The sequence below is a fragment of the Streptomyces filipinensis genome, from assembly GCF_014649495.1.
GTDB lineage: Bacteria > Actinomycetota > Actinomycetes > Streptomycetales > Streptomycetaceae > Streptomyces > Streptomyces filipinensis.
In genome coordinates this window covers 1-14,785 of the sequence record NZ_BMTD01000041.1, presented here as the reverse complement: position 1 = coordinate 14,785, position 14,785 = coordinate 1, and the positions used below count along the sequence as shown (strand labels likewise).

Below are 14,785 nucleotides of genomic sequence, written 5' to 3'. Positions count from 1 at the left end.
CGGGTTCCTCAAGCCGTGACCCCGCTCCACGAGACCGACGCCGCGACCGGCCCCCGCACGGCCCGGCCGCGGCGCCGCCACGTCGGAACGAGCGCCCCACCGCCCCTGGTCAGCGCCACAGCGGCGACGGCCGCCTGGCTGGTGCCGGGCCTGCCGTCGGCCTGACGGCGGGTCCGTGCGGTCTTTCGCGACCGGGGCTTCACGGCCATCTCCCTCCGGGCCTCGGCGCATCCGTCCGGGCGATGGTCGGAGCGGCGCGGACACCTGCGTACCCGGCCTGATCGGGCAGGCGCTCTACCGTGAGTGCCCATGACCCTGAGCATCCGCAACCAGCTCCCCGGCACGGTCACCGCGATCCAGCCGGGCGAGGCCATGGCCACCGTGAGGATCCGTCTGGACGGCGGTCAGGACCTGACCGCGGCGATCACCCTGGAGGCCGTCCGCGACCTCGGCCTGGCAGAGGGCTCCTCGGTGCGGGCCCTGGTGAAGTCCACCGAGGTCTCCCTCGCCACGGCGCCGATCGACCGCGTCTCGATCCGCAACCAGCTGCCGGGCACCGTCACCGGCATCGCGACCGGCGGCGCCATGGCCACGGTGAAGATCGCGATCGACGGCGGTTCGGTGACCTCGGCCATCACCAAGGACTCGGCCACCGACCTGGGCCTCGCCCAGGGCGCCTCCGTGGTCGCCCTGATCAAGTCCACGGAAGTGGCGCTGGCGACGGCCTGACACGGCGAGGGCCCCGCCCGGAAACCGGACGGGGCCCTGGAAACACCGCTCGCTCAGTCCTCGTACGCGTCCAGCGGCGGGCAGGAGCACACCAGGTTGCGGTCGCCGAAGGCCTGGTCGATACGGCGCACCGGCGGCCAGTACTTGTCGGCGGCCGAGACCCCGGCCGGGAAGACGGCCTCCTCACGGCTGTAGGAGTGCGTCCACTCACCGCCGAGCGCGGCAGCGGTGTGCGGGGCGTTGCGCAGCGGGTTGTCCTCCGCCGGCCACTCGCCCGTACCGACCTTCTCGATCTCGGCGCGGATGGCGATCATCGCGTCGCAGAACCGGTCCAGCTCGGCGAGGTCCTCCGACTCGGTCGGCTCGATCATCAGCGTGCCGGCCACCGGGAAGGACATCGTCGGCGCGTGGAAGCCGTAGTCGATCAGGCGCTTGGCCACGTCGTCGACGCTCGCGCCGGTCGACTTGGTCAGCGGGCGCAGGTCGATGATGCACTCGTGCGCGACCAGGTTGCCGGGGCCGGTGTAGAGCACCGGGAAGTGCGGCTCCAGGCGCTTGGCGACGTAGTTCGCCGAGAGCACGGCGACCTGCGTGGCACGCTTGAGGCCCTCGCCGCCCATGAGGCGGACGTACGCCCACGAGATCGGCAGGATGCCCGCGGAGCCCCACGGGGCGGCCGAGATCGGGCCGACGCCCGTCTCCGGGCCCGCGGCCGGCTGCAGCGGGTGGTTCGGCAGGTACGGCGCCAGGTGCCCGCGGACCGCGACCGGACCGACGCCGGGACCGCCGCCGCCGTGCGGGATGCAGAAGGTCTTGTGCAGGTTGAGGTGGGAGACGTCACCGCCGAAGTGGCCCGGCTTGGCGAGGCCCACCAGGGCGTTGAGGTTGGCGCCGTCGACGTACACCTGGCCGCCGGCCTCGTGCACCTGGGCGCAGATGTCGGCGACGTGCTCCTCGAAGACGCCGTGCGTCGACGGGTAGGTGATCATCAGCACCGCCAGCTCTTCGCGGTACTGCTCGATCTTGGCGCGCAGGTCCTCGACGTCGATCTCGCCGTCCTCGGCGGTCTTGACGACGACGACCTTCATGCCGGCCATCACGGCGCTGGCGGCGTTGGTGCCGTGCGCGGAGGACGGGATCAGACAGACGGTGCGCTGCTCGTCGCCGTTGGCGCGGTGGTAGCCGCGCACCGCCAGCAGACCTGCCAGCTCGCCCTGGGAACCGGCGTTCGGCTGGAGGGAGACCTTGTCGTAGCCGGTGACCTCGGCGAGACGTTCCTCCAGCTCACGGATGAGCGTGAGGTAGCCCCCGACCTGCTCGGCGGGCGCGAAGGGGTGCAGCTGGCCGAACTCGGGCCAGGTGACCGGCTCCATCTCCGTGGTCGCGTTGAGCTTCATGGTGCAGGAGCCCAGCGGGATCATGCCGCGGTCGAGCGCGTAGTCCCGGTCGGCAAGCCTGCGCAGGTAGCGCAGCATCGCGGTCTCGGAGCGGTGCTGGTGGAAGACCGGGTGGGTCAGGTAGACGTCGGTGCGCAGCAGCGCCTCGGGGAGGGTGTCCTCGGCGCTCGTGTCGAGGGCCTCGATGTCGCCCTCGACACCGAAGGCGGAGAAGACGGCGGCCAGCTGAGCCCGCTTGGTCGTCTCGTCACAGGCGAGGGAGACGTGGTCGGCGTCGACGAGCCGCAGGTTGACGCCGCCCGCCCGGGCGGCGTCCACGACCTCGGCGGCCCTGCCGGGCACACGCGCGGTGAGGGTGTCGAAGTAGGCGCCGTGGACGATCTCGACACCGCCGGCCTTCAGGCCCGCGGCGAGGATCGTGGCGTACCGGTGCGTGCGCCGGGCGATGGCCCGCAGGCCCTCCGGCCCGTGGTAGACGGCGTACATGCCGGCCATCACAGCGAGCAGCACCTGCGCCGTGCAGATGTTGCTGGTGGCCTTCTCCCGGCGGATGTGCTGCTCACGGGTCTGCAGCGCGAGCCGGTAGGCCTTGTTGCCGTCCGCGTCGACCGAGACGCCGACCAGGCGGCCGGGCAGGCTGCGCGCGAACTTCTCGTGCACGGCCATGTAGCCCGCGTGCGGACCGCCGAAGCCCATCGGGACACCGAAACGCTGGGTCGTACCGACGGCGATGTCCGCGCCCAGCTCGCCCGGCGAGGTCAGCAGCGTCAGCGCGAGCAGGTCGGCGGCCACGGTGACCAGGGCGCCCAGCTCGTGCGCCTGGTCGATGACCGGCTTGATGTCCCGTACGGCACCGGAGGCGCCCGGGTACTGGAGCAGCACGCCGTTGATCTCGCGCTCGGCGATCTCGGCCGGAATGCCCTCGCTGAGGTCGGCGACGACGACCTCCACACCGGTCGGCTCCGCGCGCGTCTCGATGACGGCGATGGTCTGCGGCAGCGCGTCCGCGTCGATCAGGAACAGACCCTTCTTGTTCCTGCCCATGCGGCGGGACAGGGCCATCGCCTCGGCGGCGGCCGTGCCCTCGTCGAGCAGCGAGGCGCCGGAGGTGGGCAGACCCGTGAGGTCGGCGACCACGGTCTGGAAGTTCAGCAGGGCTTCCAGCCGCCCCTGGGAGATCTCCGGCTGGTACGGCGTGTAGGCCGTGTACCAGGCCGGGTTCTCCATGACGTTGCGCAGGATGACCGGCGGGGTGAACGTGCCGTAGTAGCCCAGGCCGATCATGGAGTCCAGGACCTGGTTGCGGTCGGCGAGCGAGCGCAGCTCGGCGAGGACCTCGGCCTCGGTGCGGGCGCCCGGCAGGTCGAGGGCGTCGGCGTTCTTGATCACATCCGGGACCGCGGCGGCGGTCAGCTCGTCGAGGGAACCGTAGCCGACGTGCGCGAGCATCTTGGCCCGCGCCTCCTGGTCGGGCCCGATGTGGCGCTGCTCGAAGGGGATACCCGCTTCGAGTTCCGAGAGCGGAATGCGGTGGGCGGTCATTGCGGAGGCCTCCTGGTCTGACGCGACCTTCGAAGGGCACCACGGCGCGGGTGCCCGGACGGCCTCCCCCTCTGTCATCTCAACCTGAGAGCTTCACCGGGTGCCCGAGAGCCCCGGCTTTCACCGTCGGTGAGAGCGGAAGCCGTCGACACCCGCCCTGCTTTCCAGAGTGACCTCGTCCGTGCGGTACGTGAGCCTGAGAGATTCCGGGGAGGATTTGCTCCTTCGGCGCCTCCGAGGTGGTCGGAGGACTCTCCCGCACGGGGTCAGCAGCCGCTGTCAGCCTACCAGCGAGGTCAACGCCCGAGCCTTCGAGTGGCCGCCTCCTTGAATGTGCTCTTTCGTAGTGCTTACGGATGAGTTGCGACCAAGTGGAGGGAGAGGGACCGTGCAGACCGAGATCGATCCGCGCAACCTGATCGGCCGCAAGGCGTTCGACCGCACTGGCACCAAGATCGGCACCATCGACGAGGTCTACCTCGACGACGCGACCGGCGTGCCCGAGTGGGCGGCCATACGCACCGGCCTGTTCTCCCGGGACGCCTTCGTCCCCCTGGAGCCCAGCGAACTGGTCGAAGGCTCCCTCCACGTCCCCTTCGACCGCTCCCTGATCAAGGACGCCCCCGACTTCGGCGTCGGCCGCCACCTCTCCCCCGAGCAGGAACTCCAGCTCTACCACCACTACGGCCTGGACGTGGCCCCACCCCCCGCCGTCCCCGACCACGACTTCGGCAAGCTGGCGGGCTCGGAGGAGGCCTGAGCCCCGGCCGGCGCAACCGCCGCTGGCGGATCGGAGGGACCCGTCACCAACGGCAGCGGATCAGCCTGCTCCAGCGCGGGATCGTCGACAGAGAACGTCCGCACCCGCCCCGGAGGGGACTGCGGTGTCTCGAACCGCACGGTCACCCGCCCCAGCCCACTGCCCTGCACCCACCCGTGCCCGTACTCGGCGTGCCGCGCATCCTGCCCGGCACGCCAGTGCCGTTCGACAGGCTCGGGCCGCTCCACGACGGCCTCGGCCACGGCCTCCTCCGGCACCTCCGCCGCCCGCGAGGGCAACGCCTGCGCGAACAGGTCCTCCTGGGTGTAGTCGGCGAGCCCGGACACCCCCACGCCCAGCAGCCGTACCCCGCCCGTGGTGTCCACCGAGTCCAGCAGCCGGGCGGCCGCCTCCCGTACGACCGCCGGATCGTCCGTGGGCCCTCTGAGCGTCTCGGAGCGGGTCAGGGTCGAGAAGTCGTACCTGCGCACCTTCAGCACGATGGTGCGCCCCGACAGCCCGGCCTCGCGCAGCCGCCGCACACAGCGGTCGGCGAGCCGCTGCACCTCCAGGCCGATGCGCAGCCGGTCGTGGATGTCCACGTCGTAGGTGTCCTCGACCGACACGGACTTCGCCTCGCGCTCGGCCACCACGGGCCGCTCGTCCCGGGCCAGCGCCATGGCGTACAGCGCGTGCCCGTGGGCCTTGCCCAGCAGCCGGACCAGTTCGTCCTCGCCCGCCTCGGCCAGCTCCCCGACGGTCGTGATCCCGGCTCTGCGCAGATGGTCCCCCGTGGCCGGCCCGACCCCCGGCAGGGTCCGCACCGGCATCGGCCCCAGCAGCGCCCGCTCCGACCCCGGCTCGATGAGCACCAGACCGTCCGGCTTGGCCTGCTCGGAGGCGATCTTGGCGAGCATCTTGGAGGCCGCGAGCCCCACCGACCCGGTGAGTCCGGTGACCGCCCGGATGTCCGCGCGCAGCTTGGTCCCGGCCAGCCGCGCCGACTCCGCGTCCCCGGCCGTCCCACCGGCCTCCAGGTCCACGAACGCCTCGTCCAGGCTGAGCGGCTCCACCAGCGGTGACAGCTCCCGCAGCAGCGCCATCACCTGCTCGCTGATGGACCGGTACACGCTGAAGCGCGGCACCAGATAGGCGGCATTGGGCGCCAGCCGGCGGGCCTGGGCCATGGGCATCGCCGAGTGCACCCCGAAGACCCGCGCCTCGTACGACGCCGTGGCCACCACTCCGCGTGGCCCGAGGCCGCCCACGACGACCGCCTTCCCGCGCAGGCTCGGCTTGGATGCCTGCTCCACCGAGGCGTAGAAGGCATCCATGTCGAGATGCAGGATCGTGGGCGCGTTTCTCACATCTCCGATGCTGCACCACGGCACTGACAACGCCGTGGTGCTGGAGGGTGCCCGGTGAGCCCGGAGGTCAGACCGCCCGGTTGCGGCGCCGCGCCAGCTCGTCCGCGGGGTTGTTCCCGACGAGGGTCTCGCCCGTGTCGATGCGCTCGCCGTGCAGCTGGGAGAGTGCGCTTTCCACGTCCCGCCACACCACCCCGACGGCGATGCCGAAGATGCCCTGACCTCCCTGGAGCAGGGCGTGGACCTCGTCGGGCGAGGTGCACTCGTAGACCGTGGCACCGTCGCTCATCAAGGTCATCCGCTCCAGATCGCGGAAACCGCGTTCCCTGAGGTGCTGCACGGCCGTGCGGATGTTCTGCAGCGAGACCCCGGTGTCCAGGAACCGCTTCACGATCTTCAGGACGACCACGTCCCGGAAGCTGTACAGCCGCTGGGTGCCCGACCCGTAGGCGGGCCGCACGCTCGGCTCGACCAGACCGGTGCGCGCCCAGTAGTCGAGCTGCCGGTAGGTGATCCCCGCCGCCGCACAGGCCGTCGGCCCGCGGTAACCGATCTCTTCCGACGTCATGGACGCCGCCCCTCCGCCGTTCGGCACTGCCGTCGGCCGTTGCGGAGCGTGATCCACCGCGCTGCTGTGAACCGGGTACGGACCGCTCTCCCCGAAACCGCGCACGGGGGCACCCCCAGCCGTACCGTCGCCGCTGGTTCTCACGCCGACCTCCGTCCTTGACCTGCCCTCACGACGGTAGGCAGTCACCAGGGGTGCGTCAACGATCGCCACACTCGGCACGCCGAGTGATAATCACCCTAGGAGTGGTTTCCCGTGTCCCACCGCGGGGAAAGGCTAGCCGAATGCTCTCGGGGGAGGCCGTAGGACGCCCTTACTGGCCGGTGGCACATGCCCGCCTCACCAGGGCCGGCACCGGCCGGCCCCTCGCGATCACTGGCTGCTGGTGCCGAAGTCCTCGGGCGAGATCTGGTCGAGGAACTCGCGGAACTTCTCCACCTCGTCCTCCTGCTCGTCCGGAATCGCGATACCGGCGTCGTCCAGCACCGTGTCGCTGCCATAGATCGGCGTGCCGGTGCGCAGGGCCAGCGCTATGGCATCGGAGGGGCGGGCGCTGACCTCGACGCCGCTGGCGAAGACCAGCTCCGCGTAGAAGACGCCTTCCCGCAGATCGGTGATGCGTACTTCGGTCAGCTCCTGGCCGACGGCCTCCAGCACGTCCTTGAACAGGTCGTGGGTCAGCGGCCTGGCGGGGGCCATGCCCTGCTGGGCGAAGGCGATCGCCGTCGCCTCCCCCGGCCCGATCCAGATGGGGAGGTAACGGTCGCCTCCCACTTCGCGCAGGAGCACGATCGGTTGGTTGGAGGGCATTTCGACCCGGACACCTACGACATCGAGCTCGTTCACACAGCAACCCTAGGCCGTGCCCGGGATGTTTGGGTAGTCGGGCCGGGAACAGGTGGCCGATCCGGCACTCCGAACCCCGCCGGCCCTCAGGGCAGCCGCACGCCCAGAGCGGTCTGCACCAGTGCCGCGTGCAGCTTCACGGTGAGCGCCGCCAGCTCTTTCGCACGGGCCTCGGCATGCGCCCTGGTCTGCGGGTTGCGATGGCGCTTGAGCGGGGCGACCACCTGGTCGACGAGCCCGGCCTCGCGGTCGGCGGCGGCCTTCATCACCCGAAGGTGGCGCGGCTCGATCCCGAACCGGCCCAGCTCGGCGACGAGGGAGGCCACGGTGACGGCCTCGGCGTCGTACACCCCGCCCTCCAGGGGAGCGATGAGGCCGTACGACTCCCACTCCTTCAGAGCGCCCTCGTCGATCTCCGCGGCCGCCAGCAGCTCGTCCTTGCCCACGCGGGCCACCGTACGCTCCCCGGGCGGCTCGGCGACGTCCTCCGCGGTGCGCTGACGCCCCACGACGGGCGGCGGGACGGCCTCGCCCCGCTCTATCGCGTCCAGCCGCTCACGGATCACCTTGAGCGGCAGATAGTGGTCCCGCTGCATCCTCAGCACATGAGCCAGGCGTTCGACATCCCCGGCGCTGAACTTGCGGTACCCCGACGGGGTCCGCTGCGGCTCGATGAGCCCCTCGGACTCCAAAAAGCGGATCTTGGAGATGGTGACTTCGGGAAACTCGTCGCGCAGCACGTTCAGCACCGTGCCGATGCTCATCAGCCTGTCCCTGGCGGCGGTACCGCTTCCGGCACCGCCGCTCGGTGTTTGAAGCATGGACCTTCCCTGGGAATCCTCCCGGACGCCGGTCCGGGGGCGGGTCAGATGCCCTGCCGGCTCGCGTAGAACACCAGCCGGTACTTGCCGATCTGCACCTCGTCACCGTTCGACAGCGCGACCTGGTCGATCCGCTCGCGGTTGACGTACGTGCCGTTCAGACTGCCCACGTCCGCCACGGTGAACGAGCCGTCCGGCGAGCGCCGGAACTCCACGTGCCGGCGCGAGACCGTGACGTCGTCCAGGAAGATGTCGCTCTGCGGGTGCCGGCCGGCCGTGGTCAGGTCGCTGTCCAACAGGAAGCGACTGCCCGAGTTCGGTCCCCGGCGCACCACCAGCAGCGCCGAACCCAGCGGCAGCGCGTCCACCGCGGCCTGCGCCTCCGGCGACAGCATCGGCATCTGCGTCTGACCGGTCACCTCGGCGTCGTAGGCCTCGAGACCGGAGATCGAGATCGTGGACGTCGTCTCGGAGGCACGCTCCGGCGCCACTCCCGGGCGCAGCGGCGCACCACAGTTGGAGCAGAAGCGCGCGTTCTCCGCATTGCGGTTACCGCACCTCGTACACACCAGGGCCGACATGGACGGATCCTCCTGCTGCGGCTGCCCCGCAGGGGCGTTGGACGCGTACGGACCGGGGGCGTGTCCCCCGCCCGCACCTGAGGCTGACGGTTGCCCGAAACCTATGCCGCCGGACTGGGCAGGGTCAACCGACGCCCCGTTCTGACCTCCGGAAATGTCACCGCCCGGACCAGCGACCTGGTCCCGGAACAGCGGGCGCTGGCCCTCCGCGTCAGGCTGTGCGCGATGCCGGGCGGTCGCGTTGCCGCTGCCCTCTCGTGCGCTCTTGCCGAACAACTTCGCAAACAACTTCACGGGCGATTCCCCTTGACCGAAACAGACCCGCCCGTGGGGCAGGACGAACCCTGATTGCCTACACCGGCCGAGCCGGACATTCTCACAACGTCCGTATCCACCAGACAGTTTCCACCACGCGCCACCCCTTCGGTGCGCCGACCCCCCGCAACCTCATGCCCCTGCCGGACGTCCCCCATGCACCACCGGTTCACTGCGAGGACGACCGAGCGTAGTCAGGCCGCTTCGCCTGTCGCAAGGCGTCGACAACGATCTTGTCCGACTGCTCGACGGTAGCCGTGGCCTGCTCCTTCTCCAGCGTCTGCACCACGCCGCCCGGGATGTTCAACGCCGGCTCCAGGTCCTGCGGCTTGCCGATGACCTTGAAACGATAGGGAGCGTTGATCTTGTTCCCGTCGACGGCGACACTCTTGCCGGAGTCCGTGAAGTAGCTGCCCGCCACCACCCGTACCCCGTTGACCTGGATCGCCTCCGCACCGGCCGCGCGCAACTCCTGGATCGCGTCGAGCAGCATGTCCGCCTTGACCGTCCCCTTCGTGTCCTCGATCGTCATCGTGATGCCGGGACCCTGCGCCGCCACGGTGCCCGCCAGAATGCCGAGTTGCTTCTCCTTCTCGGCCGTCTGCTTGCGGGCCTCCGCGGCCTGGTCTGAGCTGCTCTGCAGTTCCTGGCGCTGTTTTTCGAGTCCCTGCTTCTCGTCATCAAGACGCTGAGTGCGCGAATCCAGTTCATCGAGGATGCGAACAAGATCTTCCTGGCGTGCGCCGCGCAGCGCGCTGTCGCTGTCACTGTTGGACGCCACCTGCACCGCCAGGCCGAAGCCCAGGCCGAACAGCAGCAGGGCGACGATGAGTTGGGCCCGGGTGACCCGCGGCGGCCACAGCCCCTTGACCAGCCGCTGCCGGCCGGTCAGCGACTCCTGCGCCGCCGGCTCGGGCGCCGGCCCCGGTGCCCGCGCGGGCACCTCCTCGGGCAGCTCCTTGCGCAGCCTGTTCTCAGGCCTGTCCGGACCGCCCGGAATATCTGACTTATCCCGGTTCTCCGGCTGCTCGTTGTGCTCGTTCTGTTCGCTCATCGATCTCACGCCCGGAACACGTGCCGCCGGATCGCCGCGGCGTTGGAGAAGATCCGGATACCGAGCACCACGACGACACCCGTGGACAGCTGCGCACCGACGCCCAACTTGTCACCGAGGAAGACGATCAGGGCGGCGACGACGACGTTCGACAGGAACGACACCACGAAGACCTTGTCGTCGAAGATGCCGTCGAGCATGGCCCGCACGCCACCGAACACGGCGTCCAGCGCCGCCACGACGGCAATCGGCAGATAAGGCTCGACGACCGCCGGAACCTCGGGCCGGACCAACAGGCCGGCCACGACTCCCACGACGAGGCCCAGTACGGCGATCACGATGTGCCCTTCTCAGTCTTCTCGGTGCTCGGCTGCGCTATACGTACGATCACACTCGGGGCGGCGGGCAACCGCAGGTCACCCTCGGTGGAGATGGTGGCGCGGATACCGAAGTCCTGCTCCAGCGCATGCAGGTACAAGCCGTCGGCGCTGTTCTGGAACGCGTCGCCCAACCTGCTCCCGTCTCCCACCGCCAGCACGGTGTACGGCGGCACCAGCGGCCTGTTGTCGACCAGTATCGCGTCCCCCGCGGCCCTTATCGCGGACAGCGCGGTCAGCCGCTGCCCATTGACGGAGACGGCCTCCGCGCCCGACTCCCACAGCCCGTTGACCACGCGCTGCATGTCCCGGTCACGCACACGCCCGGTGTCGGAGAACCCCGAGGTCTCCCGGGGGTTCGTGCCGTCACCGCCGGAGCTGGCCTCCTTGGCGTCGTTCACGACGAGCTTGACCCCCGGCCCATGGACCGCGGTGGCACCCGACAGCACGTCCACCAGGTCCGCCCGCGCGCTGCCGCCACTCGACTTCAGCGCCGCCCGCTGGCGTGCACCGACCTCGTCCCGAAGCTCGTCGACGGTTCCCTCCAGCTTGTCCGCGGCCGCGGTCTCGCTGTCGATGCGGCCGATCAGCTCCTGGTGCTCCTTCGCCACCACGGGCGCCGCCGCCCGCGTCTGGGCCGCCCCGACGGTCACGACCAGCGCCGCGAGGACGAGCCCCGCCGCAAGGCCCAGCTTCGCCCGCAGGGTCCTGGGCAGCCCGCCCTCGCCCTGGGACTTCTTCCGGGCGGCGGCCTCGGCATACCCGTCGTCGAGGCTGTGGTCCATGACGTTGGTGATCAACGACATGGAGGCGTCCGGGCGCTGCGGCCGCGCCGGGCTGCTCCGAACGGGGGGTTGCTGCGGCATGCCGCACATCGTCGCATGTCGCGCCCAGTACCGCCGAATGGCCCCACCGGCGTGCCGGACAGGCCCCCTTGGGGACACTTGTCCGGCACGCGCGCGTGCGTGGGTTTTGCCGTCCGGTGACGTGCCCCGCCTTACCGCCCGGCGCTGTCCACGACGGCTGCCCACTCATCCAGCAGGGCCTGCGCCGAGGCGTCGTCGGGCCCCTCGGCCCACAGATGGGTGACGGCCTCGGCCGGGTCGGGCAGCACCATCACCCAGCGCCCGTCCGTCTCCACGACCCGCACACCATCGGTCGTGTCGACAAAGCGATCGCCGGCCGCCTCGACCACCCGCCGCATGACCAGACCCTTGACCGCCCACGGTGTGGCCAGGTCCCGCTTGAGGACATGCGCCCGCGGGATCCGCGCGTCGATCTGGCTCAGCGTGAGCTGCGTGCGCGCGACCAGCCCGATCAGCCGTACGAAGGCCGCCGTGCCGTCGTAGACGCTGCTGAATTCGGGGACGATGAACCCGCCCTTGCCGTCACCGCCGAAGATGGTGCCCTCCTCGCCACCCACGCGCGTGAGGTCGTCGGGCGAGGTCGTCGTCCACTCGACCTGGGTGCCGTGGTAGGCCGCCACCTGCTCGGCGATCCGGGTCGTGGTCACCGGCAGCGCCACGCGCCCGCTGCGCCGCTCAGCGGCCACCAGGTCCAGCATCACCAGCAGCGCACGGTCGTCCTCGATGATCCGGCCCTTCTCGTCCACGAGCGACAGCCGCTCGCCCACGGGGTCGAACCGGACACCGAACGCGGCCCCCGAGGACGCCACTATCTCGCCGAGCCGCACCAGACCGTTGCGCCGCATCTCGGCCGTCTCCGTGGGCCGGGACTCGTCGAGACCGGGATTGATCGTCAGGGAGTCCACACCGAGCTTGCCGAGCAGGCTCGGCAGCACGAGCCCGGCGCTGCCGTTGGACGCGTCGACGACGACTTTCAGACCGGACTCGGCGATCCCGGTCGTGTCGACGTTCCGCAGCAGCGACCCGGTGTACGAGTCGAAGACACTCGCCGGGAAGTACAGGTCGCCGATCTCACCGGGGAACGCCCGCCGGTACTCCTGTCGCGCGAACACCCGGTCCAGCTTGCGCTGGCTGCCCTGCGACAGGTCGGCACCGTTGCCGTCGAAGAACATGATGTCGACCGAGTCCGGCACACCGGGCGAGGTCCGGATCATGATGCCGCCGGCACTGCCCCGCGCGGTCTGCTGCCGGGCCACGGGCAGCGGCACGTTCTCCAGGTCGCGTACGTCGATGGCGCTGGCCTGCAGCGCCGAGATCACCGCCCGCTTGAGCGCCCGGGCACCTCGGGAGTGGTCGCGGGCCGTGGTGACCGTGGAGCCCTTCTTCAGCGTCGTGGCGTAGGCGCCGGCCAGCCGCACGGCCAGTTCCGGCGTGATCTCCACGTTCAGGATTCCGGACACACCCCGGGCACCGAACAGATGGGCCTGCCCTCTGGACTCCCAGATGACGGAGGTGTTGACGAAGGCACCGGCCTCGATGGTCTTGAACGGATAGACGCGGACGTTGCCCTGAACAATCGATTCCTCGCCGATCAGGCACTCGTCGCCGATGACCGCGCCGTCCTCGATCCGCGCGGCACGCATGATGTCGGTGTTCTTGCCGACGACACAGCCGCGCAGATTGCTGTGCTGCCCCACGTACACGTTGTCGTGCACGACGGCCTTGTGCAGGAAGGCCCCGCTCTTGACGACGACGTTCGAGCCGACGACCGTGTGCTCGCGGATTTCCGCGCCGGCCTCGACCTTCGCGTAGTCGCCGATGTACAGCGGTCCGCGCAGTACGGCGTCGGGATGTACCTCTGCGCCTTCCGCCACCCACACACCGGGGGAGATCTCGAAGCCGTCGATGTCGACGTTGACCTTGGCTTCGAGCACGTCGGCCTGAGCCTTCACGTAGCTCTCGTGGGTGCCGACGTCCTCCCAGTAGCCTTCGGCGACATAGCCGTAGATCGGCTTGCCTTCCTTCATCAACTGCGGGAAGACGTCGCCGGACCAGTCGACCGGAACATCGGGTTCGACGTAGCTGAACACCTCGGGCTCCATCACATAGATGCCCGTGTTGACCGTGTCGGAGAAGACCTGCCCCCAGGTCGGCTTCTCCAGGAAGCGCTCGACCTTGCCTTCCTCGTCGACGATGGTGATGCCGAACTCCAGCGGATTGGGCACCCGGGTCAGACAGACCGTGACCAGCGCGCCCTTCTCCTTGTGGAAATTGATCAGCTCGGTGAGGTCGAAGTCGGTCAGGGCATCACCGGAGATGACGAGGAAGGCATCGTCCTTCAACGCCTCTTCGGCGTTCTTGACGCTTCCGGCGGTACCGAGTGGCTTCTCCTCATTGGCATAGGTGAGCTCCATTCCGAGCTCTTCACCGTCACCGAAGTAGTTCTTGACGAGCGACGCCAGGAACTGAACGGTGACCACGGTCTCGGTGAGCCCGTGCCTTTTGAGCAGCCGTAGCACATGCTCCATGATCGGGCGGTTGGCCACGGGCAGGAGCGGCTTGGGCATGCTAGAGGTCATGGGGCGCAGGCGGGTGCCTTCGCCCCCGGCCATCACGACGGCCTTCATGTCGGAAGCGTCCTCCTCCAAGAGACGACGGTCTAGCCGACTTCACCCGTCCAGATTGTCCCGCACTTTTCCACCGCGGGCCATCGAGGCGTAAACGTCCGGACAATCGCCGAGCTCAATCGGCCATGGCGTCCGCCCGAACCAAACGGCGGACCTGTACCACGTAGAGCACTCCTGCCCACCAGTAGAGGGTTGTACCCCAACCAGCGAACGCCCATCCGAAAACAGAGGCGACTGACGCGATCCAGGTGCTGCCGTCGCTGAGGAGCAGCAGCGGGAAGGCGTACATCAAGTTGAAGGTGGCGGCCTTGCCGAGGAAGTTCACCTGTGGCGGCGGATACCCGTGCCGGCGGAGGATGCCCACCATCACCAGGAGCATCAGCTCTCGCGCCAGGAGGAGGGCGGTCAGCCAGACCGGGAGGATCTCCCGCCAGGTGAGGCCGACCAGCGTGGACAGTACGTACAGCCGGTCGGCAGCGGGATCGAGGAGCCGGCCGAGGTTGCTGATCTGGTTCCAACGCCGGGCGAGCTTGCCGTCCAGATAGTCACTGATCCCGCTGAAAGCCAGCACGAGAAGAGCCCAGCCGTCGCTCTTCGGGCCCCCGAACTCGGGCCTGAGGATCAACCACAGGAAGACGGGTACGCCGACGAGCCGTGCCATGCTGAGGATGTTGGGGATGGTGAGGACCCGGTCTGTCTGGACACGGGTCTCCTGGACCTCCACCCGGGGGCCTCCTGTGCGAAACGAGCCAACGATGCCCCCTGACCCTACCTCAACGCAAAAAAGCTCCGGCCCCTGGGCAGTGCCCAAGAGCCGGAGCTGTAAAAGGAGTTCGGCGGCGTCCTACTCTCCCACAGGGTCCCCCCTGCAGTACCATCGGCGCTGTGAGGCTTAGCTTCCGGGTTCGGAATGTAACCGGGCGTTTCCCTCACGC

Annotated in this window: 13 protein-coding genes, 1 rRNA gene and 1 riboswitch; of the genes, 2 read left to right on the top strand and 12 right to left on the bottom strand. The window is 69.6% G+C overall.

Features of this window, described 5'->3' with window-relative positions; translation table 11 throughout:
- Positions 1-309 precede the first annotated feature (309 nt).
- A complete protein-coding gene (locus tag IE244_RS40950; protein WP_191878662.1) occupies positions 310-729 on the top strand; it encodes a TOBE domain-containing protein in 420 nt (139 codons plus the stop codon).
- A gap of 53 nt (positions 730-782) precedes the next feature.
- On the opposite strand, the gene gcvP is transcribed toward IE244_RS40950, so the two are convergent.
- On the bottom strand, positions 783-3,668 hold the full coding sequence (gene gcvP / locus IE244_RS40945; RefSeq protein ID WP_191878661.1) for an aminomethyl-transferring glycine dehydrogenase: 2,886 nt from the start codon (positions 3,666-3,668) through the stop codon (positions 783-785).
- A gap of 174 nt (positions 3,669-3,842) precedes the next feature.
- Positions 3,843-3,937, bottom strand: a riboswitch (glycine riboswitch).
- Between the two features lie 119 nt (positions 3,938-4,056).
- On the opposite strand from gcvP, the gene IE244_RS40940 reads away from it, so the two are divergent.
- Complete coding sequence (locus IE244_RS40940; protein ID WP_191878660.1) at positions 4,057-4,428, top strand: PRC-barrel domain-containing protein; 372 nt, start codon at positions 4,057-4,059, stop codon at positions 4,426-4,428.
- On the opposite strand, the gene IE244_RS40935 is transcribed toward IE244_RS40940, so the two are convergent.
- The 11 genes from IE244_RS40935 to rrf form a co-directional block, all read right to left on the bottom strand.
- Positions 4,350-5,795 carry a DNA polymerase IV gene (locus IE244_RS40935; protein ID WP_191878659.1) on the bottom strand — a complete coding sequence of 482 codons (1,446 nt, stop codon included), beginning with the start codon at positions 5,793-5,795 and terminating at the stop codon, positions 4,350-4,352. The genes IE244_RS40940 and IE244_RS40935 overlap by 79 nt on opposite strands.
- 67 nt (positions 5,796-5,862) lie before the next feature.
- Positions 5,863-6,507 (bottom strand): MerR family transcriptional regulator, encoded by a 645-nt coding sequence (locus IE244_RS40930; RefSeq protein ID WP_191878658.1) that lies wholly within the window; start codon positions 6,505-6,507, stop codon positions 5,863-5,865.
- Positions 6,508-6,735: 228 nt separating this feature from the next.
- On the bottom strand, positions 6,736-7,209 hold the full coding sequence (locus IE244_RS40925; RefSeq protein WP_026253112.1) for a bifunctional nuclease family protein: 474 nt from the start codon (positions 7,207-7,209) through the stop codon (positions 6,736-6,738).
- 86 nt (positions 7,210-7,295) lie between these two features.
- Positions 7,296-8,030, bottom strand: coding sequence for a transcriptional regulator FtsR (ftsR, locus tag IE244_RS40920; protein ID WP_191878657.1), 735 nt, complete (start codon positions 8,028-8,030; stop codon positions 7,296-7,298).
- 44 nt (positions 8,031-8,074) lie between these two features.
- Positions 8,075-8,905 carry a zinc-ribbon and FHA domain-containing protein gene (locus IE244_RS40915; RefSeq protein ID WP_191878656.1) on the bottom strand — a complete coding sequence of 277 codons (831 nt, stop codon included), beginning with the start codon at positions 8,903-8,905 and terminating at the stop codon, positions 8,075-8,077.
- Positions 8,906-9,095: 190 nt separating this feature from the next.
- Entirely contained in the window at positions 9,096-9,980 is an 885-nt protein-coding gene (locus tag IE244_RS40910) for a DUF881 domain-containing protein (RefSeq protein ID WP_229854877.1), read from the bottom strand.
- A gap of 5 nt (positions 9,981-9,985) precedes the next feature.
- Positions 9,986-10,318 (bottom strand): small basic family protein, encoded by a 333-nt coding sequence (locus IE244_RS40905; RefSeq protein WP_031174261.1) that lies wholly within the window; start codon positions 10,316-10,318, stop codon positions 9,986-9,988.
- Positions 10,315-11,232, bottom strand: a complete 918-nt coding sequence (locus IE244_RS40900; RefSeq protein WP_191878655.1) for a DUF881 domain-containing protein — start codon at positions 11,230-11,232, stop codon at positions 10,315-10,317. The genes IE244_RS40905 and IE244_RS40900 overlap by 4 nt, the downstream gene beginning before the upstream one ends.
- A 122-nt stretch (positions 11,233-11,354) precedes the next feature.
- Positions 11,355-13,850, bottom strand: a complete 2,496-nt coding sequence (locus tag IE244_RS40895; RefSeq protein WP_191878654.1) for a mannose-1-phosphate guanyltransferase — start codon at positions 13,848-13,850, stop codon at positions 11,355-11,357.
- 115 nt (positions 13,851-13,965) lie between these two features.
- Positions 13,966-14,574: a cardiolipin synthase ClsA gene (gene clsA / locus IE244_RS40890; RefSeq protein ID WP_191878653.1), complete on the bottom strand. Its 609-nt coding sequence runs from the start codon at positions 14,572-14,574 to the stop codon at positions 13,966-13,968.
- Between the two features lie 107 nt (positions 14,575-14,681).
- Positions 14,682-14,785: ribosomal RNA gene (gene rrf, locus IE244_RS40885) — 5S ribosomal RNA — on the bottom strand; the annotation flags it as partial.

What these genes read in the sequence shown, in the direction of transcription:
- IE244_RS40900 (WP_191878655.1), bottom strand. Translation starts at nt 11,232, where the DNA reads ATGTGCGGCATGCCGCAGCAACCCCCCGTTCGGAGCAGCCCGGCGCGG.
- IE244_RS40895 (WP_191878654.1), bottom strand. Translation starts at nt 13,850, where the DNA reads ATGAAGGCCGTCGTGATGGCCGGGGGCGAAGGCACCCGCCTGCGCCCC.
- ftsR (WP_191878657.1), bottom strand. Translation starts at nt 8,030, where the DNA reads ATGCTTCAAACACCGAGCGGCGGTGCCGGAAGCGGTACCGCCGCCAGG.
- gcvP (WP_191878661.1), bottom strand. Translation starts at nt 3,668, where the DNA reads ATGACCGCCCACCGCATTCCGCTCTCGGAACTCGAAGCGGGTATCCCC.
- IE244_RS40910 (WP_229854877.1), bottom strand. Translation starts at nt 9,980, where the DNA reads ATGAGCGAACAGAACGAGCACAACGAGCAGCCGGAGAACCGGGATAAG.
- IE244_RS40950 (WP_191878662.1), top strand. Translation starts at nt 310, where the DNA reads ATGACCCTGAGCATCCGCAACCAGCTCCCCGGCACGGTCACCGCGATC.